This window comes from Pseudomonas sp. PB3P13 (genome assembly GCF_054897735.1).
Window position 1 is genome coordinate 315,515 of the sequence record NZ_CM142702.1, and the last position, 22,075, is coordinate 337,589.

The window sequence follows — 22,075 nt, forward strand, 5'->3', positions numbered from 1 at the left end:
GTTGAGATGTCTTTGTTCAAACAGCTGTTGATTGCTATCTGTCTGTTCCTGGTGGTCGCCTTCACTGGCAGCTTCATGGTCAGCCTCGAAAGCTCGCGCGCTCAGTACGTCAATCAATTGCGCTCCCACGCCCAGGATGCGGCGACCGCGCTGGCGCTGTCATTGACCCCGAATATTGATGATCCGGCGATGGTGGAATTGCTGGTCAGCTCGATTTTCGACAGCGGTTATTACGCGAGCATTCGGGTGGTAGATGTTTCGAACAACAAGACGCTGGTCGAGCGCAGCGGCATCCCGGCGGTGAATAATGTACCGGACTGGTTCGTCAGATTGATTGGTCTTGAGCCGGCCGGCGGCGACGCGATCATCAGCCGCGGCTGGGAGCAGGCCGCGCGAGTGGAAGTGGTCAGCCACCCGATGTTTGCACTCGCCAAGCTGTGGCAAAGCGCGCTGGGCAGCCTTGGCTGGTTGCTGCTGTGTGGAGCGGTCAGTGCGGGGTTGGGCGCGATGCTGCTGCGTCGGCAACTCAAGCCACTGGATTACATGGTCGAGCAATCCCACGCCATTGCTCGCCGTGAATTCCTCAGCCTGCGCGATTTGCCGCGCACGCCGGAACTGCGCCGGGTGGTGCAGGCCATGAATCAGATGGTCGAAAAGCTCAAGGCGTTGTTTCAGGAAGAGGCCGAACGCAGCGAGAAGCTGCGCGATGAGTCTTATCAGGATGCGTTGACCGGGCTGGCCAACCGGCGCTATTTCGAAATGCAGTTGAACGCGCGGGTGAGCAATCCGGAACAGGCCAGTTCAGGGTATCTGATGCTGCTGAGGGTCAGGGATCTGGCTGGATTGAATCAACGTCTGGGCGGCCAGCATACGGACGAGTTGCTCAAAGCCGTCGGCCAGCAACTCTCGCGTGTATGCGCCAAGTACCCGGAAACGCTGAACCTGGTGACGCGGGTGCGCGGTGGCGAGTTCGCCGTGCTGGCGCCCGGTCTGGTGCGTACCGAGGCACTGCAATTGGCGCAGTCCCTGGAAAACGCTCTCGCCAGCCTGCACGCCACCGGCGCCACGGATGTAATTTCGGTGGCGTCCATCGGGCTCGCGCCATTTGCCCATGGTGACACGCCGCAAGCGGTCATCGGCTTGGCGGACCAGGCGTTGGCCCAAGCCGAGGGGCAAGGCGATTCCACCTGGGTGTGCCTTGATCACAGCGCCTGCGCGACCGTTGGCGAAGACCATCACGCCTGGCACAGTTTGCTTGATCAGGCGTTGAGTCAGCGGCGTCTCGAATTGTATTTTCAACCGGTGGTGGCCAGCCAGGACACGACGCTGGTGCTGCATTACAAAGTGCTTTCGCGCCTGATCGACGAACAGGGCCAGGTGATTCCCGCCGGACGATTCCTGCCGTGGCTCGAGCGGTTCGGCTGGACCGCCCGCCTCGATCGCCTGATGCTGGACCTGGTGCTCAATCAAATGACCGGTCATGAGGCGTCGCTGGCGTTGAACCTCTCCTCGGCAACCCTGACCGACCCGCAGGCGCTGAACAAAATTCTCGATATGTTGCGCGCGCATTCCAACATGGGTTCACGGCTGACGCTGGAAATCGGCGAGGAGCAACTGCCGGATCAAGCGAGCCTGGAGGCGTTGACGCGGCGGCTGCGTGAACTGGGGTTCTCGTTGAGCCTGCAACATTTTGGGGGCCGCTTCAGCATGATCGGTAACCTCGCGCGTCTCGGCCTGGCGTATCTGAAGGTTGATGGCAGCTATATCAGGGCGATTGATCGGGAAGGGGACAAGCGCCTGTTTATCGAGGCAATCCAGCGTGCGGCGCACAGCATTGATCTGCCGTTGATTGCCGAGCGGGTCGAGACGCAAGGGGAATTGTCGGTGATTCGCGAGATGGGGATTTATGGGGTGCAAGGTCGGTTGGTGGGTGAGCCGAAGCCTTGGCAGTAAGGCGCCAGCTCAGCTGCTGAAACCCTTGAAGGGCTAGATCAGCCCCGCGTCGTCGTCATCCACCAGGTGGCTCAATCCACCCAGCGCCTCCCGCGCCTGGGAGCGGTCCATCAGCTTGGCCTGTGCCGCTGCCGGCAGGTCGGTCACACATATCACGCCTTTATCGGTCAATACCTGAATCAAGTCATCGAGCACCCGGATCATGTCCAGGTCGCTCTGCTTGAGTTGTCTGAGATTGCTTGCAACCACCTCGCTGGCGAACCAGGCCTGAACGTCGGGATGGTCAGCCGGCAGCGTTTCGCTGAAATTGGCGTAAGCCTGAGCTTCCACGCGCATCAGTTGGCCTTGCGCATTGCGTTGCACGTAGAACATTGAACATCCCTCAGTCGTGGAGCCGTTTCATCCTGTCAGCATCATAGGCGAAATCAGCCATATGATTATTCTCTAACGGTATTTAGAATAGCGTTCTTATACCTATAAAGTCAGCTTCCTGCGTACCTGCCGACCAATCGGCGCGCCGCACGACACAAACCGACACGGAACATCCGTGAGTTTCTGATCGACGCGCGCCTTGAGCGTGCCGTGCGTGGGAGTGATTTATGTCTGTCGTCTCTGCAACTCAAGCCGTTGTGCCGCCAGTTTTCGATATACGTCCGTTCAGCGGCGCTGTCGGTGCCGAAATCGTCGGCCTGGACCTGTCCCGTCCGATCAATGACGAAGACTTTGCCCGCATCCATCGCGCGCACCTTGAATATCACGTCGTGGTCTTGCGTGACCAGCGTATTACCCCGAAGCAGCACATCGATTTCAGCCGCCGATTCGGCGTATTGCAGATACACGTACTTAAACAGTTTTTGCTGGCCGGGCATCCGGAAATCCTCATCGTTTCCAACATCATCGAAAACGGCCAAGCCATTGGCCTCGGTGATGCCGGCAAATTCTGGCACTCCGATCTTTCCTATAAACAGCTGCCGAGCCTGGGCTCGATGTTGCATGCGCAGGAATTGCCGTCGGAGGGCGGCGACACCCTGTTCGCCGACATGCACAAAGCCTGGGACAACCTGCCTGCTGCCCTGCGCAACGCGGTTGAAGGGCGCTCGGCGGCGCATTCCTACACGGCGCGCTACAGCGAGACCAAATTCGAAGGCAACTGGCGACCGACGCTGACCCCCGAGCAGCTCGCTCAGGTCGCCGAAGTCGTGCATCCCATCGTTCGCACGCATCCGGAAAACGGCCGCAAGGCATTGTTTGTCAGTGAAGGCTTCACCACGCGCATCGTCGGCTTGCCGGAGGACGAGAGTCAGCAGCTGCTCGACGAGTTGTACGCCCACAGCGTGCTGCCCGAAAACATCTACCGCCATCAATGGCAGCCCCACGACCTGGTGTTCTGGGATAACCGATCGCTGATCCACCTCGCCGCCGGATGCCCAGCTCATCTGCGCCGCAAGTTGTATCGCACCACTATCCAGGGCGACGCGCCTTTCTGATCTGTTGGAGATTGATTATGTCCAAACGTCATCCATTTGCGCCGCTGGCCGCTGCCATCGGTTTGGGTTTCAGCCTGATCGCCGGCAGCCTGGTGGCGCCGACCGTGGCCCATGCCGAAGGTGAAATTCGCATCGCCGAACAGTTCGGCATCGTTTATCTGCTGCTTAACGTGGTACGCGATCAAAACCTGATCGAGAAGTACGGCAAGCAGGAGGGCATCGACATCAAGGTTGACTGGACCCAGCTGTCCGGCGGCGCGGCGGTCAACGATGCATTGCTCTCGGGCTCGATTGATATTGCCGGAGCGGGCGTTGGCCCGTTGCTGACGATCTGGGACCGCACCCACGGCAAGCAGAATGTCAAAGCCGTGGCTTCGCTGGGCAACTTCCCCTACTACCTGGTGAGCAACAATCCCAAGGTCAAAACCATTGCCGACTTCACCGAGAAGGACCGCATCGCGGTGCCTGCGGTGGGTGTTTCGGTGCAGTCGCGTTTTCTCCAATACGCGGCCGCCAGGCAGTGGGGTGACAAGGAATTCAATCGCCTGGACAAATACACCATCGCTGTTCCACACCCCGATGCGACGGCGGCGTTGATTGCCGGTGGCACTGAACTGAGCGGACACTTCTCCAACCCGCCGTTCCAGGATCAGGCACTCGCCAACCCTAATGTTCATGTGGTGCTGAACACCTATGAACTGCTGGGCCCGAATTCACCGACGGTGCTGTTCGCCACGGAGAGATTTCGCAACGAGAACCCGAAAACCTACAAGGCCTTCGTCGAGGCGCTGACCGAAGCGGCGCAGTTTGCCCAGAACGACAAAGGTGCTGCAGCAGACACCTACATCCGTGTCACCCAGGCGAAAATCGACCGTGGCGCATTACTGAAGATCATCGATAACCCGCAATACGAATTCAGCGTCACACCGAAAAATACCTATCCACTTGCAGAGTTTCTCTACCGGGTCGGCGCGCTCAAGAACAAGCCGGATTCATGGAAGGATTACTTCTTCCAGGATGCCAAACCGCTGCAAGGGAGCTGACGGACATGAATGCTTTTTTGCAAGGCCACACGGTCAGCAAACCGAACGCAGCAGCCCAGGCGTTGCTGTCGGTCGACACAGTCAGCCTCGAATACCGCACGCCACAGCGTGTGGTTCGGGCGACCCACCAAGTCAGTTTTGAAATCGATCCGGCCGACCGCTTCGTGCTGCTCGGTCCTTCCGGGTGCGGTAAATCCACGTTGCTCAAGGCCGTCGCCGGGTTCATCCAGCCTGTCGAGGGTGAGATTCGCCTGCAAGGGCAAACCGTCCACGCCCCGGGGCCGGACCGGATCGTGGTGTTTCAAGAATTCGATCAGCTGCCGCCGTGGAAAACCGTCAAACAGAACGTGATGTTTCCGCTGCTCGCATCGAAAACCCTGAAGCGCAAAGAAGCTGAGGAGCGGGCGCTGCACTACCTCGACAAGGTCGGGCTGGCGGCGTTTGCGGATGCCTATCCGCACACCTTGTCCGGCGGCATGAAAGCACGGGTCGCCATTGCCCGCGCGCTGGCGATGCAGCCAAAAATCCTGCTGATGGACGAACCCTTCGCCGCGCTCGATGCGCTGACCCGACGCAAGATGCAGGAAGAATTATTGCTGCTATGGGAGGAGGTGCGTTTCACGCTCCTGTTCGTCACTCACTCGATTGAAGAGGCATTGGTGGTGGGCAACCGCATTCTGCTGTTGTCGCCGCATCCTGGCCGCGTGCGAGCGGAAGTCCACAGTCATCAATACGATTTGCACAGCCTCGGCGGCGTCGCGTTTCAGGAATCGGCGCGACGTATTCACCGGCTGCTCTTCGATGAAGGTCAGTCTGCAGCGCCCGAGCGCGAACTGGATTTTGCCGACATTCGCATCGCTTATTGAGCCATTGAGAGGAGTGCCCGATGAGCCAGTCATCATCTGCGCGAGAAGAATTCGAAACCGTTTTACAGCCGCTGACGAGCGTTTCCATCGAGCGCGCATTGCCGCTTGGTCAACGCCTGTGGCAACAGGGTTGGCTGCGTAAAAGCCTGATTCTGGTGTTGCTTGCGGTGCTTTGGGAGGTGGTCGCCCGAATCCAGAACAACGACCTGCTGTTGCCGAGCTTTTTGCAGACCGGCAGCGCGTTGTATGAAGGCCTGCTCAGCGGCGAGCTGCTGAGCAAGGTGTGGATTTCGCTGGTGGTGTTGCTCAAGGGATATCTGATCGGCATCGTGCTGGCATTTGCTCTCACGACGCTGGCTGTATCGACGCAAGTGGGCCGCGATTTGTTGAGCACGCTGACCTCGATGTTCAATCCGCTGCCGGCAATTGCACTGCTGCCACTGGCCCTGTTGTGGTTCGGATTGGGGCAGAACAGCCTGATATTCGTGCTGGTGCATTCGGTGCTATGGGCGTTGGCGCTAAACACCTACGCCGGGTTTCTTGGGGTTTCGGAAACCTTGCGCATGGCCGGGCGCAATTACGGCTTGAAAGGCATGCGTTTCGTGCTGTTTATCCTGATTCCCGCAGCACTGCCGTCGATTCTTGCCGGTTTGAAAATCGGCTGGGCGTTTGCCTGGCGCACCTTGATTGCGGCCGAGCTGGTGTTCGGTGCCACCAGCGGCAAAGGGGGGTTGGGCTGGTACATTTTCCAGAATCGCAATGAGCTGTACACGGACAAGGTGTTTGCCGGGTTGGCGGTGGTGATCCTGATCGGGTTGCTGGTGGAGAATCTGGTGTTTGATACGCTGGAGCGGGTGACGGTGAAGCGGTGGGGGATGCAGCGGTGAGTTGTCTGCGGATGCCACCGGAATCGCAGTCAGCGCTGGATAACTCCCACGCGCCGTAATCCACTATGCGTATCAAGGCTTTTGCGACAAATCCGCCATCCCCTTGAGCAATTCGATCGGCAGCGGAAAGACGATGGTGGTGGTTTTATCGCCGGCAATCGAACTCAACGTTTGCATGTACCGCAACTGCATGGCGCCCGGCTGGCGTCCGAGCATTTCGGCGGCCTGCATGAGTTTTTCCGAGGCCTGCAGTTCGCCTTCGGCATGGATCACCTTGGCCCGGCGTTCGCGCTCGGCTTCGGCTTGTCTGGCGATGGCGCGCACCATCGACTCATTGAGATCGACGTGTTTGATCTCGACATTGGCTACTTTGATACCCCAGGCATCGGTCTGGGCGTCGAGCACTTGCTGGATATCGACGTTCAACCGCTCGCGCTCCGCCAGCAATTCATCCAGTTCATGCTTGCCCAACACCGCGCGCAAGGTGGTCTGGGCCAACTGGCTGGTGGCCACGAGAAAGTCTTCAACCTGAATGATTGCCTTCTGCGGATCGAGGACACGGAAGTACAGCACCGCGTTGACCTTGACCGAGACGTTGTCACGCGTGATCACGTCTTGCGGCGGCACGTCGAGGACGATGGTGCGCAGGTCCACACGGACCATTTGCTGCACCACCGGAATCAGCAAAATCAGCCCGGGGCCTTTGACCTGCCAGAAACGTCCCAGCTGGAACACCACGCCACGCTCATATTCGCGCAGAATGCGGAAGGTCGCTGCCGCCAGCACGATCAATAACAGCAACAGCGCGGCGAATCCCAGTTGCAAACCCATGATCATTCTCCACCCGACGCCGCATCAGCCGCGGCCACTTCCAGCAGTAATCCCTTGCGTGCGACCACCCGGACTTTCTGCCCGGGTTGCAGCGGTGTGGCGCTGAGCACTTGCCATTGCTCGCCTTGCAGGTGGACCCAACCGTTGCAGGCGTTGCCGGCCTGCAATGCCATCACTGCGGTGATGCTGCCCACCAGACCCGCGTCGCCACTGACGGTGCTGCGCGGTCTTGTTTTCAGTGCGCGGATCAGCAGGACGACCAGCAACGCAGCGCTGAACAGGCCCAGGCCGATCATTATCGGCACCGGCAGTTGCGCGTTGGTCAGAATGACCGCGCCGATCACGAACATCACGATGCCGCCAAGACCGATCACGCCGTAATTGGGCAGCGCCACTTCTGCGACCAGGCAGCCGATGCCCAAGGCGATCAACCACCAACCGAGGGGATCAGTGCCCCACAGGGCGCTGTCCGCGGCGAAGGCCGACCCGCTCACGATCAGCACCAGTGCAGGGGCGTAACGGTAAATGTTCACTCGACCCTCCGGGAGCGCCTGAGGTGATTCTTCTATACAGTCTAGTCGAGCGCGGGTCGGACAATTTTTGATCGGATTGCAGGATCGCCCGGCCGGCAGATTTTGCGCGGTGACTGGAGAACCAGCCTAGACTTTCCGGCATGTATGACAGCGGTACAGAGCGTCGTGTCATTGGTGTTTTGCGCTGTCCGTTATATCGCTATCGCGGGCAAGCCACGCTCCCACAGTGATAGGCGGATGTGTGTGCAGGGTGTCTGTCCGGCGGTTTACTGTGGGAGCGTGGCTTGCCCGCGATTGACTGCGCAGCGGTCACCTACTTTCTGAATTCATTGAAGGAACCGAACATGGAATCGCCAACACACAGCCTGCCTTCCCTGTTCAAACAACTTGGCTTGCCGGACGACGCCGTCAGCATTGACCAATTCATTGCCAGCCATTCGCCGCTCAAACCTGAACTGCACCTGGCCGACGCGTTTTTCTGGAGCGAGAGCCAGTCGCAGCTTTTGCGAGACGAAATCCTCGATGACGCGGATTGGGCGGTGGTGGTGGATCAATTGAATGTGCTGCTGAGGAAGGGGCGGGGAGGATAGCGAGTTCGTAACTTCTTGTCGGCGCACGGTTGCCACGTCGCGTCTAATCAACCAGAATCGAGACCTGAATTGAGGTCTTAATTATGCAAAATGTGTTGGCCGATATGGCCGTCAGCGTCTCTGAATTGAAGAAAAACCCCTCTGCGGTTCTGAATGGCGCGCATGGTGGCCCCGTCGCAGTGCTCAATCACAACCGCGTCATGGGTTATATGGTGCCGGCGGAGGTTTTTGAAGCGATGATGGAGCGTCTTGACGATCTCGATCTGGCAGAAATTGTCCGTTCTCGTCAGCATGAGACGCCAGTCCCGGTCAGTTTGGATGAGTTATAAGCTCGAATTTCTTCCTTCGGCGCGCAAGGAATGGGACAAGCTTGGGCATACATTGCGCGAGCAATTCAAAAAGAAACTGGCAGAACGACTTGAAGGGCCGCGCATTCCTGCGGATGCGCTGCACGGAATGGCGGACTGCTACAAAATCAAATTGAAATCTTCCGGTTACAGGCTTGTTTACGAAGTCATTGATAAGCGTCTGGTTGTATCGGTGGTCGCAGTCGGAAAGCGCGAGCGCAGCGCGATATACGAGCGGGCCAAGAGGCGATAATGTTCGCGGGCGATCTATTTCGCTAAATTGTTTCAAAACTTGACCAACTTTCCCGTCATCCTTCACACTGATAGTTAGCAAACTAACAGTGTGTGCATCCTCTCGTGCCGAACAACCTCGACGCTCTTCAGATGAACATCAGCAGCTCCATGGTGGTGGCCGCCCGTCATTGGCGGAAAATCTGCCAGAGCACGCTGGTCAACTATGGAATCTCCGAAGCCTGCGCCGTCCCGTTGTTGATGATCGGGCGCCTCGGTGAGGGTGTTCGCCAAGTGACGGTGGCGCAGGCTGCCGGGATGGAAAGCCCGTCGCTGGTGCGGTTGCTCGATCAGTTGTGTCACGCCGGCTATGTCTGTCGGACGGAAGACGAACATGACCGCCGCGCCAAATGCCTGAGCTTGACCGACGCCGGGCGAGTGCTGGTGCAAGCGGTCGAGAATGAGCTGGTGCGCTTGCGCAACGAAGTGCTTGAAGGCATTGCCCAGAGTGACCTGGAAGCGGCGCTTCGAGTCTTGCAAGCCTTCGAGACCGCAAATTCGCCGTCGACGGTGAGCCGGTGAGCGGTTTCTTTACCGGCGTCCCGCCCGCGCGCGACTGGTTCTACGGCGTGCGCACCTTCGCTGCGTCGATGATTGCGTTGTACATCGCCATGCTCATGCAAATGCCGCGTCCTTACTGGGCGATGGCCACGGTCTACATCGTCTCCAGCCCGTTTGTCGGGCCCACCAGTTCCAAAGCCTTGTACCGCGCGGTTGGCACCTTGATGGGCGCTGCCGCAGCGGTGTTTTTCGTGCCGATGTTTGTCCAGAGCCCTTACGTGCTGGTGGTAGTCATTGCGCTGTGGACCGGCATTCTGCTGTTCCTCTCGCTGCATTTGCGCACCGCCAACAGTTACGCGTTGATGCTCGCCGGTTACACCTTGCCGCTGATCGCTCTGCCGGTGGTGGATAACCCCTTGGCGGTGTGGGACGTGGCCGAAGCGCGGACCGAAGAAATCTTTCTCGGCATCGCAGTGGCTGCGGTGGTGGGTGCGATGTTCTGGCCGCGAAGGCTGGCGCCGGTGTTCAACGATTCGGTGAACAAATGGTTTGCCGATGCTTGCACCTACAGCCTGCGCTTCCTCAGCCGCGCAGTGCAGCCGGATGAAGTCAGTGCGTTGCGCGGCTCCATGGTCGCGACGTTCAACACCCTCGAATTGATGATCGGCCAGTTGCCGCACGAGGGGGCGCGTCCGCAAACCGTGCGCAATACGAAGGAACTGCGTGGCCGCATGATTCATCTGCTGCCGGTGATCGATGCCCTCGACGACGCGCTCTACGCGCTGGAGCGGCGTACGCCCGAGCTGGTCGATCAATTCTCCCGGTTACTGGCGGCGACCCGCGAATGGCTCGATCACAAAGACGCCGACCCTGATCGCTGGCAGGCGTTGAAGGATCAACTGGAAGCGCTGCAACCGTCGGCCGAAGCACTTGATGAGCGAAAGCACCTGTTGTTCTCCAACGCGTTGTACCGGCTGGGCGAGTGGATCGATTTGTGGCAGGACTGCCGCAGCCTGCAATACGCCATCGAGTGTGAAAGCCAGGACAACTGGCGTGCGGTGTATCGCCACTGGCGGCTCGGTCGCCTGGCGCCGTTTTTAGACCGCGGTTTGATGCTCTATTCGGCGGCGTCCACGGTGTTGGCGATCATTGTCGCCTCGGTGCTGTGGATTCTGCTCGGCTGGACCGACGGCGGTGCGGCGGTGATTCTGGCGGCGGTGGCGTGCAGTTTCTTCGCCTCGATGGACGACCCGGCGCCGCAGATCTACCGGTTCTTTTTCTGGACGGCGATGTCGGTGCTGTTTGCCAGTCTGTACCTGTTTCTGGTGCTGCCCAATTTGCATGATTTTCCGATGCTGGTACTGGCATTTGCGGTGCCGTTCATTTGCATCGGCACGCTGACGGTCAAGCCGCAGTTTTATCTGGGCATGCTGCTGACACTGGTCAACACCTCGTCCTTCATCAGCATTCAGGGCGCTTATGACGCGGATTTTCTCAGCTTTGCCAATTCCAATCTGGCCGGTCCGGTGGGCCTTCTGTTCGCCTTTATCTGGACGCTGGTGGCGCGGCCATTCGGTGCAGAGCTGGCGGCCAAGCGCCTGACCCGTTTCAGTTGGCGCGATATTGTCAGCCTCACCGAACCGGCGTCGCTGGCCGAACATCGGCAGTTGGGTGTGCAGATCCTCGATCGATTGATGCAGCATCTGCCGCGTCTGGCGATGACCGGCCAGGACACCGGCATTGCGCTGCGAGAGGTCCGCGTGGCGCTGAACCTGCTCGACTTGCTCGCGTATACGCCGCGCGTGGCGGGCGCACCGCGGCGGTTGCTGCAGCAAGTGGTCGCGGAAGTTGGCGAGTATTTCAAAGCCTGCCTCAAGGCCGGCGAACGTTTGCCGGCGCCGAGCCCACTGCTGATGACCCTCGACCGCACCCGTCGTGCGCTCAACACCGAGTGCGATGACGGCGCCCGCCTGCACCTGCTGCACGCCCTGAGCGGTTTGCGCCTGGCCTTGTTGCCGGGGGTCGAATTCGTCGGCAATGGCGAACGTGAAGAACCGCTTCCCCATGGCATCGATGGAGCGCCTTTATGATCGGTGATCTGGACATCAGCGGGGTTTTCCTGCCCACGCTGCTGGTGCTGATGGGCATTACGTACCTGTTGTTCCTGCTGGTGCACGGGTTGCTGACGCGTCTGCACTTTTACCGTCTGGTCTGGCACCGGGCATTGTTCAACGTGGCTCTCTACGCCTTGCTGCTTGGCGCCGTGGATTCACTCAGTCGATACCTGATGACATGAAAAAACCGTTTTTGACTCTTGGGCGCGTGGTCCTGACCTTGCTGATCGTCAGCTTCGCCATCGTCGTTGTCTGGCGCATGGTGATGTATTACATGTTCGCCCCGTGGACCCGCGATGGGCACATCCGCGCCGACATCGTGCAGATTGCGCCGGACGTCTCCGGGCTGATCCAGCACGTGCAAGTGCGCGATAACCAGTGGGTGAAGCGCGGTCAGGTGCTGTTCAGCATCGATCAGGACCGCTTCAAACTGGCGCTGCGCCAAGCCAAGGCAGCCGTGGCTGATCGTCAGGAAACGCTCGCCCAGGCGCAGCGGGAAAACAAGCGAAACCGCGGCCTCGGCAATCTGGTGCCGGGCGAGCAACTGGAAGAAAGCCAGTCGCGCGTTGCCCGCGCCGAAGTGGCATTGATGGAGGCGCAAGTGGCGGTCGACAGTGCGCAGCTCAACCTCGATCGCTCGACCATTCGCAGCCCGGTCGACGGCTACGTCAACGACCGCGCGCCGCGCTCGCAGGAATTCGTCACGGCCGGACGGCCGGTGCTGTCCGTGGTCGACAGCAATTCTTTCCATATCGACGGCTATTTCGAAGAGACCAAACTGGACGGCATCCATGTCGGCCAAAGCGTCGATATCCGCGTGATCGGCGACCGGGCGCGGCTGCGGGGGCATGTGGAAAGCATCGTCGCCGGCATTGAAGACCGCGACCGCAGCAGCGGCAGCAACCTGCTGCCCAATGTTAATCCGGCGTTCAGCTGGGTGCGGCTGGCGCAGCGGATTCCGGTGAGAATCGCGTTCGACGAGGTACCCGCGGACTTCCGCATGATTGCCGGGCGCACGGCGACGGTGTCGATCATCGACGACCAGACCGGGGAGCCCGCGCGATGAGCCAGGCGTCAGGTTTGGCGGTTGCCGGATTGGGCTTGCTGCTGTCGGCCTGTCAGGTGGTGGGGCCGGATTATGAGTTGCCGGAGACCGCCGCGGTTCATCGCGAAGATTTGCAGGGCACGCTGGCGGTGGACCACAGAAACGTCGTGTCGGCGCCGGTGCCCGGCGATTGGTGGCGGCTGTATCAGGACCCGCGTCTGGATCAACTGGTGCAGCAGGCCATGGCGTCCAACACGGATTTGCGCGTGGCGGCGGCCAACCTGGCCCGGGCTCGCGCGCAGGTTGACGAAGCGCAAGCGGCCGGCGGCTGGAGTGGCGGCGTGAAGATCGGCGCGCAGCGTTTGCAGGAATCCGGCGAAGCATTTTTGCTCGCCGACAAAGTACCGGTGGCGAACGTCGGCGACATTGGCATCACCACTTCGTATCAATTTGACCTGTTCGGCACTTTGCAGCGCGGCATCGAGGCGGCGAAAGCCAATGCCGACGCCACTCAAGCCGCGGCTGATACCGCACGCATCACTTTGGTGGCGGACGTTGTGCGCGCCTACACCCAAGTCTGCGCCGCAAATGAGGAAGAGGAAATCGCCCGGCATTCCCTCGACCTGCAAGCCCAGAGCACCGCGCTGACGCAGCGCCTGCGCGACGCCGGGCGGGGCGATGAAACCCAGGTCACGCGCTCACAAACCCAATTCAAATCCTTGCGCGCCGACATGCCCCGCTACGAAGCGGCACGTCAGGCCGGGCTGTTCCGTCTGTCCATGCTGCTGGCCAAACCGCTCGACCAGTTGCCCGCCGGTACCGATGCGTGCGCCGAACTGCCGAAAATCACTCAGCTGTTGCCAGTGGGCGACGGTGCAACCCTGCTCAAACGACGTCCCGATGTGCGCCAGGCCGAACGCCGACTGGCCGCCGCGACTGCCGGCATCGGCATTGCCACCGGCGAGTTGTACCCGGACATCAGCATCGGTGCGAGCATCGGCACTGTTGGTCTGCTGGAAAATCTCGGCAAACCGGCGGCCAATCGCTGGGGGTTTGGCCCGCTGCTGACCTGGACCGTCCCGTCGAACGGCTCACGGGCTCGAATCCGCGAAGCCGAAGCCATGAGCCAGGGCGCGCTGGCACATTTTGACGGCGTGGTGCTCAACGCGATTCGCGAGACCCAGACCGGCCTCGCCCAGTATTCCGCGCTGCTGCAGCGCCGCGATGCCCTGGCGGATGCCGAGCAGTCGGCGCAACTGGCCGCCGACCAGACGCATCGATTCTTTACCGCGGGTCGCGCTTCGTTTCTGGCCGACCTGCAGGCCACTCGCACTTACACCGACGTACGGGCGCAACTGGCGGTCGCCAACACCCAGGTGGCGATGAGTCAGATCGACTTGTTCCTGGCCTTGGGCGGTGGTTGGGAAAGCGGACGAACGCAAGCGCCAAACCCCGGCAAACCCTGAGCCCATTGCTATGCTTTGACTTGATGGGATCGCTAGCCGATTTCATCGATCAAGGCTTGCGTTGGTCATGGGGACACAATAATGAGAAACCCTTATGCTCCCGGCTTCTGGTGCGCAATCGCGGCACTGGTGCTGCTCTCGGCCACTTATTTCTACGGCATCATGCTGGCGCATCAACTCGACACGGCGCTGATTTTCCTCGACAGCGTCGCGGCCCTGATCGCGGTGATGGCAATCGTCGTGGTGGCGTGGTCGTCGGTGCAGAGTCGGCGCATCCAGAAAAGACAATGCGAACGTGGCAAAACCCGGGTGTTGATCTGGGACACCAAGGTCGCTCTGCGTCGCGTCGAAACGGTATTTGATCGGTATTTCTGGGGCAGTTACTGGCAACCGGGGCGCACCTTTCAGGAAGTCATGGGCGAGCTTACCGGCACGCCGCTGGAAAAAAGCCTCGAAACCCTCAAGAAGCAATGCCTGGAACTGGACAAGCAAATCGCCGACGAAGACTGGCACTGGCTCAACAACGCCCGCGAACTCTCCGATGTCGCGACCGCGATGGCGCGGGAACGTTATCAGCTGGATTTCTGCGACACCCGCGCGCAGGTGACGGGCGGGGCGGTGATCAACCGCGATTTCGAGGTGCTGGTGTATACGTGGACCGCGCGTTTAAAGCGCTTTGATCATCAGCTCGATGAGATAGAGGTTCAGTATTCCTGATTGTTGTCCAGCGTTATGCCTTGCACGCGATGGCCATTCCATTTCCTGCGAAACTCTCGTCCGATGCCCGCAGTCCATAGACACTCTTTAACCTTTAAACATTGGGTCGTGCGACGTCGCGGATGCTAATCTCCACCGCACTTTCAGCACAGTCGTGTCCAAACCCGTCACGGGTTCAGGGAAGACGACCGCATTTCAACTACGGACATTGATCGGGTCATTATGAATAAATCAGCAGGCGTGCTTCTTGGTATTGTCGTAGCCATCGGTGCAATCAGCGCGGGGGGGGCCTGGTACACCGGCACCAAGATCGAAGGGGTCCTGAACACCGCGATCGCCGACGCCAACAAGGAATTGCAAGCTGCGCTGGTCGGTTCCAACGGCACCGCCTCGCTGGAGCTGGTGTCGCTGGAGCGCCACGTGTTCAGCAGCACCGCGCATTACCGCCTCAAGGGCGAAGGCGAAATGTTCGGCGAAGCGCCGGTCGAGTTGCTGTTTGTCGACAACATCGAACACGGCCCTCTGCCGTTCTCGCGCCTGGTGTCGCTGAAGTGGCTGCCGGTCATGGCCACCAGTCACTATGAACTGGAAAGAACACCGCTCACCGAGAAGTGGTTCGCCGCCGCCAAGGACAAATCGCCGCTTACCGGGTTGGTCAACATCGGCTATGACAACTCCACCAACGGCACGCTGCAGTTGCTGCCGCTGGACATGGCGCTGGATGCCAATTCGAATCTGAAATTCTCCGGCCTGAACATGGACGTCGCGGCCAACGCCCAGGCGCAGAAAGTCAAAGCCGATGGCTACATGGACAACCTCGTACTGACAACGTTGGCGGAAGACCAGACGCCGATGAAGGTTGAGCTGAACGGCCTGACCGTTGCCAGCAACCTGGTCAAAAGTACGTACGGTTATTACACCGGCGAAAACACCATTGAACTGACCGACAGCAAAACCACATTCGGCGCGAAGCAATCGGTGTTGGGCGTGAAAAAGTTCGAGATGAAGAACCACACCGAAGAGTCGGGCACCAGTGCTTCCGGGCGTGCCGATTACAAGGTCGGTGAAGTGTCGCTGAACGGCAAGATTATCGGTTCGGCGCAGATGGCCATGAGTCTGAAAAACCTCGACATTCCGGCGAGCATGTCACTGATGCAGGTTTATCAGACCAAACTGCAGCCGTACGAGAAAGCTGCCGCCGAGGCCGCTGCGGCGGGTGAACCGGCGCCTGAACTCGTTCTGACCCCGGCCGAAGAGGCACAGGTCAAAACCGGTCTGGAAAAATTGCTGGCCGCCGGTCCTCAAGTGGCGTTGGAGAATCTGTCCTTTAAAACCACCAACGGTGAAAGCCGCGCCAATCTGGTGCTCGACCTGACCAAGCCGCAGTCCATGGATCTGCCGCCAGACCAGTTGACCAAACAGCTGATTGCGCTGTTGGATCTCAATCTGCACGTGTCCAAACCGATGTTGGTTGATCTGTTGAGCGTGCAAGGCCAGATCGACGGTCAGACCGACGCCAGGCTCGTCGCCGATCAAGCGACTGCGACAGCGGACATGTTCGGTGCCATGGCTGTGGGTTCACAGTTCGCCAAGGCTGAAGGCACCCACATCGTGACCAAGCTGCACTACGCCAACAATCAGGTGGAGTTCAACGGCCAGAAAATGACAGTCGAAGAATTTGTCGGCTTCGTCATGAGCAAACTGGCGCAGTAACGGATCGGCTCTCGCCAGGCGAGAACCGCGGTGTTTCGTTTATTCCTGCAAGGTGGGTGTATCGAACGAAGGATGCTCCGCTATCAGGCGATGCCACTCCATGAGAAACCAGGGCGTGAACTGCGCTTCAGCCTCTGAAAGCTGGTGTGATATTTCGGCGCGGGTTTGCCACTTGATCTCGCTGACTTCTTCGGCAGACGGGGAAACCACCGCGTCGGATTGAGCAACCAATACATGACAAAATTCGTGTTCCGCTCCAACAGAACCAAAGCTGGCATGGTACTCAAAACTGTATAAAAAACGGCAGGAGGCGGTGACTCCCAGCTCTTCGCGCAGACGACGAGACGCGGCATCCATGATTGTCTCCCCAGGTGCCGGATGACTGCAGCAGGCGTTCGACCAGAAGCCAGGCCAGAGCATTTTCCCTGCAGCGCGACGTTGAAGTAGATGACGCCCAGCGCTGTCAATCAAATGCACGGAAAATGCACGATGAAGCCGCCCCGCTCCCAGGTGTGCGAGGCGTTTGTCACACACACCGACCTGTACATCCTGTGCATCCACCAGCACTACATCGTTCGCCATTCTGTATCCCCTTTGGTGCATTTACGCGCCGCCGCTCGGGTGCTGTCGATGTGCCAGCGGCGCGCCACGCCGTTCTACGCAAGTTCGGGGACTTGTCCCCAAGCGCTGATCAATGTCAAAGCTGCATCGGTGAACTCTGGATCGGCCCGCAGGCTGGCCATGGCGTCAAGGTCGTTCTGCGTGAGTAGCCCGAGTTTGAGCAGCGCTGGCCCGGCCTGTGCGGTGGTTGCAGCCCAGAAGGTATCGGCGGGGCTGTTGTCGCCGATTCGGCCTTCGAGTGTGCGGTGACCAATGTTGGAAAGTCCCCGGTCACGTAATCGCCCGGGAAGCGTATCGGCCCAGAGCATGTCGGAACCGATTGACTGCTGCAGGAGCGTGACTCCGGCCCGGGCGACTTTTCGAAATAACGGGTTCGTCGTTCTCAAGCTCGGTTGCAGACTCACGTCTTCGATCACCAACCAGCCACCCGGGCGGACCCAGGTGACGGCTCGCGTCAATACGTCTTCGCGTTCAGTGAGGTGACACAGAAGCGCCCGAGCGTGCACCACGTCAAAAGAGGCAGCCGGAAAATCCTCGGTCGCGGCGTTATGGGCGATCACCCTAATGCCGGGTATATCGGTGAGGAATCGGGTATCGATGTCGGTGGCCGTTACAGTCGCGTCGGGATATCGCCTGGCCAGCCAGCCAGCGAGCGATCCGGCACCCGCACCGAGATCGAGGATGGCGGGCTTGGCCGCAAGATCCAGCCGATCAAATACCGTTTGACTCAACGGGTCAAAGGCACGCTCCAGGGTTTGTAGCCGTGCCAGTTGGCCGGCATGCTGATCCCCCAGATAACTGCTGGTGTAGCCGGGGTCTTGGGCTGGGGCAGTGGTAGTCACAGGACGACCTCCAGTCGATCAGGGCAGCGGTTGAGGAATCCGCGTTCCGTGGGCTGGAAACCTGGGGCCCAGCGCACATTTGGAAACGTCTGCAGCAGCATTCGGGCGCCGATGGTGATCTCCATCTGCGCCAGCCTATGTCCCAGGCAGAAGTGACGGCCCGCGCCAAAGGCGAAATGGCTTGTCGCCTGATGGGTGCGCCACATATTGAATGTGTCCGGGTCGGTGAATTGGTTCGGATCACGGTTGGCCGAACCGATCAGACAGGCCAGGGTCGCGCCGGCAGGAATCGTTCCCGAAGGCAGTTCCAGCGATTCACGGGCCTCCCGGAGTACGAGTTGCAGGGGTGGGTTGCGTCGCAGGGTTTCGGCGAAGGCATTGTCCATCAAGTCCGGGTTGGCCATCACCGCATCTTTGAGGCCGGGCTCGTTCAGCAGGTTGACGATCAGGTTCGCCAGGGCGCCGTGACTGGTCTCGCTACCCGCAGTCATCAAGATCGCGCAATAGCCCCGCACTAACGTGTCGGACAACGGCTGACCGTCAATTCGTGACGCCAGCAGTTGCGAGATCAAATCGTCTTTGGGTGCAGCACGGCGGGCGTCGATATGCGGCTGGATGAAATCGTAGAAACTGTCCCGGTTGGATAACCCGCCGGTCAACAGTGCCGGGTCCTGTCGATAGTTGCCCATGTAGGCGAAGCCTACGGCACACCAGCTCTTTAGCTGCTCAACCTCCTCGCAGGTTTCAGCCGGCAGACCCAGCGCTTGAGCCATCACCCGCACCGGCAACGCGGCGGTGAAATCGGCAATCAGGTCCACCTGAGCTCGACCGTGCATGCGCGCCAACAGGTCGTTGGTGACCGAGGTGATGGCGGCTTCGAGCACTGCGACGGCCTTGCTGCGAAATGATGGGCTAAGCAACGCCCGGTGCTGAGCGTGTTCGCCGCCGTCCATAGCGACAATGGTGTGTCCCAGCAGCGGTCCGATCTGCCAGGCGTAGTTGTTGTTGCTCGCCCCGGGATGGGTCAATGCGGCTTTGACATCCACGTGCCGACTGACCAGCCACACATCCGTGGGCTCGTCGTATACGATCGGTAGGGTGGTACGTAAACGCTCATACAAGGGGTAGGGGTCGATTTCGAACTGTCGGGATTTCAGGGTCGGCGGCGTGAGCTCGAGGTCCACTTTCCGGTGGTCCTGCGGCGTAGCATCGGCGGCATGCAGGTGATAGCGGGACACGCTCTGGTGCCAGTCCCCCGCTGCTCGGACAACCTGACGCAACCGGTCCGGGTTGGTCGCGGCGCACGGCCGGTGATTTGCATGCCGAACCGCGACTGCGGTGAATTGTGCGACCGCCGTGTTCACCCTTTGATGAGCGGATTCGATTGCGGCAGGCCAGTCGATGCCAGCAGTGTCCGCCAGTATCGACACCAGGTTGAAGCGCTCCCCACACACCACATCTTTGGCGATCGAATGGATATCGTTCGTCCAGGCAATGATATCGGCACTGTGTTCGCGCAGCGCGGTCCACCAATGGATGTCCGCTGATTCCTGGTAGGGGTCGAGCGTTTCGGCGGCATCGATGAGATCAAAGAAGAACAGGGCGCCGAATGAATCCCGGCGCAATGGAAGATACTCGGCCAACGTGAGCGCCGAGTCGGTTTCCCGCATTCGTACCAGCGTCGCCTGCGCCCGCAAATGCCGGATCAAATGCTGCACGAGCCTTTGTCGCCAACGCTCGCCACCCCAGGTCCTGGTCCTCGGCCACAGATCATCGGCCAAAGCGACGAGCATTGGGTCATCAAATCGGCCGATTTCAGCGCACGGATCAGCACAATCGTTCTCCGTCACAGCCTGCACCGCGCAGATGAAACGTTCCAACGCACCGTTTTCCGCCCAGGGTCCGTCATCGATGCGGTCATCGAGAGTGAGCGCCCACAGATACCAGCACACCAGAATCTGCGCTCGGTGCGTCGCAGCTCCGCCGCACAACGCCATCCCCAGGTCGAGCAGCGCAGTGGTGCTTAGCCGATGCGCACCCCGGCGCCCGATCAAACCATATCGCTGCGCCCACGCAAGAGCATGCGTGCGCAACTGATCGCTATCGGAACGTGGTGGCGGACTGGCGAAAGGCAGCCGGATCTCGGGAGTGATCAGTGGTGGCGGTTTTGTTTGATGCACAGAGGCAGGGTGTGAAGACGGCGTATATTCGTGGGTTTGAGTCGCTGGAGCGGCCCGCGCACGATCGGGGGACGGTTCTTCGGCTTTAATGTGTGGGTCATTCGGGGTTGGGCCTGGGCCTTGATCACTTGCCATGAGACTTCCTTGTTTTGCGTACAAAGAACCTCCATTCAGGGAGGCCAAAGCAAGGTCGCGGTCGTTCAGCCGACCAGACCCTGATCGAAAATAGACAACTGGACCTTACTCCAAGAATAAGCGCTCAAGATGTACGAATAGTCTGAAATCGATATGGGAAAGCCACGCATAACGGGGTTGAAAGCCGAAAGTGCAGAAGACCGGACAACAGCAGACGGCGCACGATTTGATGGCCGTTCCAAGTAAGCGTCACCCCGGCCAGATCTCCCTCCCGGTTTAATAAATTGCAAAAAAACTGAATGAACAAGTGCGTCGCGATTTGGCATCACCCCCCGAAAGCGCGCACTATCGGCCTATAGCCGATGCGTTGGAGGATGCCGTGGCAAAAAAAATAGACCGCATCGCCCAAATGCTCAGTTGCCCGGTCAAAGGCGAAGAACTGCGGCGGGCCGTGACTGAGAGTCGCAAGGAATTTCTGCTGGCAAAGCAGGCGGAAGAGGCGCTGGAGGAAGACGTTCTTGATGATGAAGTGGTTGAGGACGACAAGGATGATGATTACGACGAGTTCGATTGGACGACGGAGTGAAAACACTTCTCAGAGAGTGAAGCCACAACACAGTGGAAAACCAATCCCTGATCGCACCCACATCCGCAGATGTAGAGGCCCCGAAAATTCGGGGCGCATTTCAAATGTATGTGTTCACTAATCTGCGATGGGTTGCTTGCGCGTCAGCACTTTCGCCACATCATCAACCAACGCTTTGCTCAGCGCCGTCAAATAATGGGCAGCCCACGCGTGGCGATCACTTTCTCTATCGTAGGCAGCATCTTTGGAAAGCGCTTTGGCGAGGAACAGAAAGTCGGAAGCCATGGACAACGCGTCGCCCAGAGGCACACCGCGAGTGACATGAAACACCGCCTGATCCGAGCAATAGATGGCCGGCGTCAAGCCGATGGTTTTGAGTGCTGATGGATCGGTCATTTGCCACCTCCGTTGATGGAGGTTCGGTGGGACTGCGATTCAAAATCGCGTTGAAGAATGAGCCGAGTTTTGAACGGATCGATGCTGCGCATTGTTCACTCCTTGATTTTAGAAGTCGCCGCACATTCGATACCAAGCGAATGGGTGGCAACTGTGCGCAGGTTGGTAAACCGGGGAATCAAGGAAACCGGCACGTCCGAAGACGTCCCACGCACAGCCGCCATAACACAAGATCACAGACGAAAAAAAACGCCTGCAATCGTGTTGGGGGCGCTGTTGCGCCTTTATTCCATCGGGTTACCAAGCCCGGCCGCTGAATTGGCAGCGGCGGCGCAAGGGTAGCGTGCAGGCAGATCACCTGCAACCTTGGGAGTCGAGTGAATAGCAACGACGATTGTCAGAGTGCACATGAACACTGAATACAGAAGAACCTCCCACGCTATGCCATCAAGCGGAACAGGACAGCTGAAAGATGTAATCAGGAGTACTGAACATTCTACCGATGATGCTTTCAAGGCGACTCACCTGCTCTGGTGAAAGGTCATATTCGTAGATGGAGTCTTCAGTCTCTGTCCAAGCCATCAGCTCCGTCAGTTCACCGAGGTGGTCGGCGGGGATATCAATGGTGAAAACCAGTTGCTCGGTTTTCTTATCGAACGCAAGAATTTCATGTCGCATTTGCGGGTTCCTATGCCCGTACACCGATGAATAATTCCAGTTCTTTTGGTAATGACTGTTGGATCGCAATTTCCAGTTGTTGGACCTGCTCGCTGGTCAGTGGAAGCTCGCCATTCGCTTCGGCCGCCAAGCTCTCCCAGCCCAATACGTCCATAACTGCTTGCTCAAATTCAGGATTTACGTCGAACTCAAATTTGATTGAGTCGTCTTCGCTGTCTCCTGCAAGAAACCCGGTAATCTCTAAAAACATTAT

General features: G+C 59.2%; 25 protein-coding genes. 16 read left to right on the plus strand and 9 right to left on the minus strand.

Annotated elements, in window-relative coordinates; genetic code table 11:
• The first annotated feature begins 6 nt into the window (after positions 1-6).
• Complete coding sequence (lapD, locus tag ACYZT1_RS01465) at positions 7-1,953, plus strand: cyclic di-GMP receptor LapD (RefSeq protein ID WP_462017336.1); 1,947 nt, start codon at positions 7-9, stop codon at positions 1,951-1,953.
• A 33-nt stretch (positions 1,954-1,986) separates the two neighbouring features.
• Here the strand turns inward: lapD and ACYZT1_RS01470 are convergent, their stop codons facing one another.
• Positions 1,987-2,325: a tryptophan synthase subunit beta gene (locus tag ACYZT1_RS01470; protein WP_462017337.1), complete on the minus strand. Its 339-nt coding sequence runs from the start codon at positions 2,323-2,325 to the stop codon at positions 1,987-1,989.
• 227 nt (positions 2,326-2,552) lie between these two features.
• On the opposite strand from ACYZT1_RS01470, the gene ACYZT1_RS01475 reads away from it, so the two are divergent.
• The 4 genes from ACYZT1_RS01475 to ACYZT1_RS01490 are packed head-to-tail and all read left to right on the plus strand — an operon-like array spanning position 2,553 to position 6,236.
• A complete protein-coding gene (locus ACYZT1_RS01475; RefSeq protein WP_462017338.1) occupies positions 2,553-3,440 on the plus strand; it encodes a TauD/TfdA dioxygenase family protein in 888 nt (295 codons plus the stop codon).
• Between the two features lie 17 nt (positions 3,441-3,457).
• Positions 3,458-4,483, plus strand: a complete 1,026-nt coding sequence (locus ACYZT1_RS01480) for an ABC transporter substrate-binding protein (protein ID WP_462017339.1) — start codon at positions 3,458-3,460, stop codon at positions 4,481-4,483.
• Between the two features lie 5 nt (positions 4,484-4,488).
• The gene (locus ACYZT1_RS01485; RefSeq protein WP_462017340.1) at positions 4,489-5,349 is read left to right on the plus strand and encodes an ABC transporter ATP-binding protein; all 861 of its coding nucleotides are present in this window, start codon (positions 4,489-4,491) and stop codon (positions 5,347-5,349) included.
• Between the two features lie 20 nt (positions 5,350-5,369).
• Positions 5,370-6,236: an ABC transporter permease gene (locus ACYZT1_RS01490; protein ID WP_462017341.1), complete on the plus strand. Its 867-nt coding sequence runs from the start codon at positions 5,370-5,372 to the stop codon at positions 6,234-6,236.
• 72 nt (positions 6,237-6,308) lie between these two features.
• Here ACYZT1_RS01490 and ACYZT1_RS01495 read toward each other — a convergent pair whose 3' ends face one another.
• Together ACYZT1_RS01495 and ACYZT1_RS01500 are read right to left on the minus strand one after the other, a co-directional pair.
• Positions 6,309-7,067, minus strand: coding sequence for a slipin family protein (locus ACYZT1_RS01495; RefSeq protein ID WP_462017342.1), 759 nt, complete (start codon positions 7,065-7,067; stop codon positions 6,309-6,311).
• 2 nt (positions 7,068-7,069) lie between these two features.
• Complete coding sequence (locus tag ACYZT1_RS01500; RefSeq protein WP_462017343.1) at positions 7,070-7,600, minus strand: NfeD family protein; 531 nt, start codon at positions 7,598-7,600, stop codon at positions 7,070-7,072.
• Positions 7,601-7,944: 344 nt separating this feature from the next.
• Between ACYZT1_RS01500 and ACYZT1_RS01505 the strand changes: the two genes are divergently transcribed.
• The 10 genes from ACYZT1_RS01505 (at position 7,945) to ACYZT1_RS01550 (ending at position 16,384) form a co-directional block, all read left to right on the plus strand.
• Complete coding sequence (locus tag ACYZT1_RS01505; protein ID WP_462017344.1) at positions 7,945-8,190, plus strand: DUF2789 domain-containing protein; 246 nt, start codon at positions 7,945-7,947, stop codon at positions 8,188-8,190.
• An 83-nt stretch (positions 8,191-8,273) separates the two neighbouring features.
• Positions 8,274-8,519 carry a type II toxin-antitoxin system prevent-host-death family antitoxin gene (locus ACYZT1_RS01510; RefSeq protein WP_462017345.1) on the plus strand — a complete coding sequence of 82 codons (246 nt, stop codon included), beginning with the start codon at positions 8,274-8,276 and terminating at the stop codon, positions 8,517-8,519.
• Positions 8,509-8,790, plus strand: a complete 282-nt coding sequence (locus ACYZT1_RS01515; protein WP_462017346.1) for a type II toxin-antitoxin system RelE family toxin — start codon at positions 8,509-8,511, stop codon at positions 8,788-8,790. The genes ACYZT1_RS01510 and ACYZT1_RS01515 overlap by 11 nt, the downstream gene beginning before the upstream one ends.
• A gap of 131 nt (positions 8,791-8,921) precedes the next feature.
• Positions 8,922-9,350: a MarR family winged helix-turn-helix transcriptional regulator gene (locus tag ACYZT1_RS01520; protein WP_462017347.1), complete on the plus strand. Its 429-nt coding sequence runs from the start codon at positions 8,922-8,924 to the stop codon at positions 9,348-9,350.
• The gene (locus ACYZT1_RS01525; protein ID WP_462017348.1) at positions 9,347-11,419 is read left to right on the plus strand and encodes an FUSC family protein; all 2,073 of its coding nucleotides are present in this window, start codon (positions 9,347-9,349) and stop codon (positions 11,417-11,419) included. The genes ACYZT1_RS01520 and ACYZT1_RS01525 overlap by 4 nt, the downstream gene beginning before the upstream one ends.
• Positions 11,416-11,625, plus strand: a complete 210-nt coding sequence (locus tag ACYZT1_RS01530; protein WP_010464893.1) for a DUF1656 domain-containing protein — start codon at positions 11,416-11,418, stop codon at positions 11,623-11,625. The genes ACYZT1_RS01525 and ACYZT1_RS01530 overlap by 4 nt, the downstream gene beginning before the upstream one ends.
• Positions 11,622-12,509, plus strand: a complete 888-nt coding sequence (locus tag ACYZT1_RS01535; protein ID WP_462017349.1) for an efflux RND transporter periplasmic adaptor subunit — start codon at positions 11,622-11,624, stop codon at positions 12,507-12,509. The genes ACYZT1_RS01530 and ACYZT1_RS01535 overlap by 4 nt, the downstream gene beginning before the upstream one ends.
• The gene (locus ACYZT1_RS01540) at positions 12,506-13,954 is read left to right on the plus strand and encodes an efflux transporter outer membrane subunit (RefSeq protein ID WP_462017350.1); all 1,449 of its coding nucleotides are present in this window, start codon (positions 12,506-12,508) and stop codon (positions 13,952-13,954) included. The genes ACYZT1_RS01535 and ACYZT1_RS01540 overlap by 4 nt, the downstream gene beginning before the upstream one ends.
• An 81-nt stretch (positions 13,955-14,035) precedes the next feature.
• Entirely contained in the window at positions 14,036-14,671 is a 636-nt protein-coding gene (locus ACYZT1_RS01545) for an NADH:ubiquinone oxidoreductase subunit N (RefSeq protein ID WP_462017351.1), read from the plus strand.
• A 222-nt stretch (positions 14,672-14,893) separates the two neighbouring features.
• Entirely contained in the window at positions 14,894-16,384 is a 1,491-nt protein-coding gene (locus ACYZT1_RS01550; RefSeq protein ID WP_462017352.1) for a YdgA family protein, read from the plus strand.
• Between the two features lie 39 nt (positions 16,385-16,423).
• On the opposite strand, the gene idi is transcribed toward ACYZT1_RS01550, so the two are convergent.
• From idi to ACYZT1_RS01565, 3 genes are all read right to left on the minus strand, one after another.
• The gene (idi, locus tag ACYZT1_RS01555) at positions 16,424-16,966 is read right to left on the minus strand and encodes an isopentenyl-diphosphate Delta-isomerase (protein ID WP_462017353.1); all 543 of its coding nucleotides are present in this window, start codon (positions 16,964-16,966) and stop codon (positions 16,424-16,426) included.
• A gap of 74 nt (positions 16,967-17,040) precedes the next feature.
• Positions 17,041-17,847, minus strand: coding sequence for a class I SAM-dependent methyltransferase (locus ACYZT1_RS01560; RefSeq protein WP_462017354.1), 807 nt, complete (start codon positions 17,845-17,847; stop codon positions 17,041-17,043).
• The gene (locus tag ACYZT1_RS01565; protein ID WP_462017355.1) at positions 17,844-19,940 is read right to left on the minus strand and encodes a cytochrome P450; all 2,097 of its coding nucleotides are present in this window, start codon (positions 19,938-19,940) and stop codon (positions 17,844-17,846) included. Before ACYZT1_RS01565 ends, ACYZT1_RS01560 begins: the two co-directional genes overlap by 4 nt.
• Before the next feature lie 541 nt (positions 19,941-20,481).
• Between ACYZT1_RS01565 and ACYZT1_RS01570 the strand changes: the two genes are divergently transcribed.
• Complete coding sequence (locus ACYZT1_RS01570; protein WP_462019168.1) at positions 20,482-20,748, plus strand: hypothetical protein; 267 nt, start codon at positions 20,482-20,484, stop codon at positions 20,746-20,748.
• Between the two features lie 117 nt (positions 20,749-20,865).
• On the opposite strand, the gene ACYZT1_RS01575 is transcribed toward ACYZT1_RS01570, so the two are convergent.
• The 3 genes from ACYZT1_RS01575 to ACYZT1_RS01585 all read right to left on the minus strand — a co-directional run bounded on the left by ACYZT1_RS01575 (position 20,866) and on the right by ACYZT1_RS01585 (position 22,072).
• The gene (locus tag ACYZT1_RS01575; protein WP_462017356.1) at positions 20,866-21,144 is read right to left on the minus strand and encodes a DUF3077 domain-containing protein; all 279 of its coding nucleotides are present in this window, start codon (positions 21,142-21,144) and stop codon (positions 20,866-20,868) included.
• Between the two features lie 447 nt (positions 21,145-21,591).
• Positions 21,592-21,822, minus strand: a complete 231-nt coding sequence (locus ACYZT1_RS01580; RefSeq protein ID WP_462017357.1) for a DUF7683 domain-containing protein — start codon at positions 21,820-21,822, stop codon at positions 21,592-21,594.
• Positions 21,823-21,832: 10 nt separating this feature from the next.
• Positions 21,833-22,072 (minus strand): pyocin S6 family toxin immunity protein, encoded by a 240-nt coding sequence (locus ACYZT1_RS01585; protein ID WP_462017358.1) that lies wholly within the window; start codon positions 22,070-22,072, stop codon positions 21,833-21,835.
• Positions 22,073-22,075: the final 3 nt, after the last annotated feature.

Coding starts and splice junctions, on each gene's coding strand:
- ACYZT1_RS01490 (WP_462017341.1), top strand. CDS start 5,370: ATGAGCCAGTCATCATCTGCGCGAGAAGAATTCGAAACCGTTTTACAG.
- ACYZT1_RS01510 (WP_462017345.1), top strand. CDS start 8,274: ATGCAAAATGTGTTGGCCGATATGGCCGTCAGCGTCTCTGAATTGAAG.
- ACYZT1_RS01530 (WP_010464893.1), top strand. CDS start 11,416: ATGATCGGTGATCTGGACATCAGCGGGGTTTTCCTGCCCACGCTGCTG.
- ACYZT1_RS01540 (WP_462017350.1), top strand. CDS start 12,506: ATGAGCCAGGCGTCAGGTTTGGCGGTTGCCGGATTGGGCTTGCTGCTG.
- ACYZT1_RS01585 (WP_462017358.1), bottom strand. CDS start 22,072: ATGTTTTTAGAGATTACCGGGTTTCTTGCAGGAGACAGCGAAGACGAC.
- ACYZT1_RS01485 (WP_462017340.1), top strand. CDS start 4,489: ATGAATGCTTTTTTGCAAGGCCACACGGTCAGCAAACCGAACGCAGCA.
- ACYZT1_RS01505 (WP_462017344.1), top strand. CDS start 7,945: ATGGAATCGCCAACACACAGCCTGCCTTCCCTGTTCAAACAACTTGGC.
- ACYZT1_RS01495 (WP_462017342.1), bottom strand. CDS start 7,067: ATGGGTTTGCAACTGGGATTCGCCGCGCTGTTGCTGTTATTGATCGTG.
- ACYZT1_RS01545 (WP_462017351.1), top strand. CDS start 14,036: ATGAGAAACCCTTATGCTCCCGGCTTCTGGTGCGCAATCGCGGCACTG.
- ACYZT1_RS01580 (WP_462017357.1), bottom strand. CDS start 21,822: ATGCGACATGAAATTCTTGCGTTCGATAAGAAAACCGAGCAACTGGTT.
- ACYZT1_RS01520 (WP_462017347.1), top strand. CDS start 8,922: ATGAACATCAGCAGCTCCATGGTGGTGGCCGCCCGTCATTGGCGGAAA.
- ACYZT1_RS01535 (WP_462017349.1), top strand. CDS start 11,622: ATGAAAAAACCGTTTTTGACTCTTGGGCGCGTGGTCCTGACCTTGCTG.
- ACYZT1_RS01550 (WP_462017352.1), top strand. CDS start 14,894: ATGAATAAATCAGCAGGCGTGCTTCTTGGTATTGTCGTAGCCATCGGT.
- lapD (WP_462017336.1), top strand. CDS start 7: ATGTCTTTGTTCAAACAGCTGTTGATTGCTATCTGTCTGTTCCTGGTG.
- ACYZT1_RS01475 (WP_462017338.1), top strand. CDS start 2,553: ATGTCTGTCGTCTCTGCAACTCAAGCCGTTGTGCCGCCAGTTTTCGAT.
- ACYZT1_RS01575 (WP_462017356.1), bottom strand. CDS start 21,144: ATGACCGATCCATCAGCACTCAAAACCATCGGCTTGACGCCGGCCATC.
- ACYZT1_RS01515 (WP_462017346.1), top strand. CDS start 8,509: ATGAGTTATAAGCTCGAATTTCTTCCTTCGGCGCGCAAGGAATGGGAC.
- ACYZT1_RS01470 (WP_462017337.1), bottom strand. CDS start 2,325: ATGTTCTACGTGCAACGCAATGCGCAAGGCCAACTGATGCGCGTGGAA.
- idi (WP_462017353.1), bottom strand. CDS start 16,966: ATGGCGAACGATGTAGTGCTGGTGGATGCACAGGATGTACAGGTCGGT.
- ACYZT1_RS01480 (WP_462017339.1), top strand. CDS start 3,458: ATGTCCAAACGTCATCCATTTGCGCCGCTGGCCGCTGCCATCGGTTTG.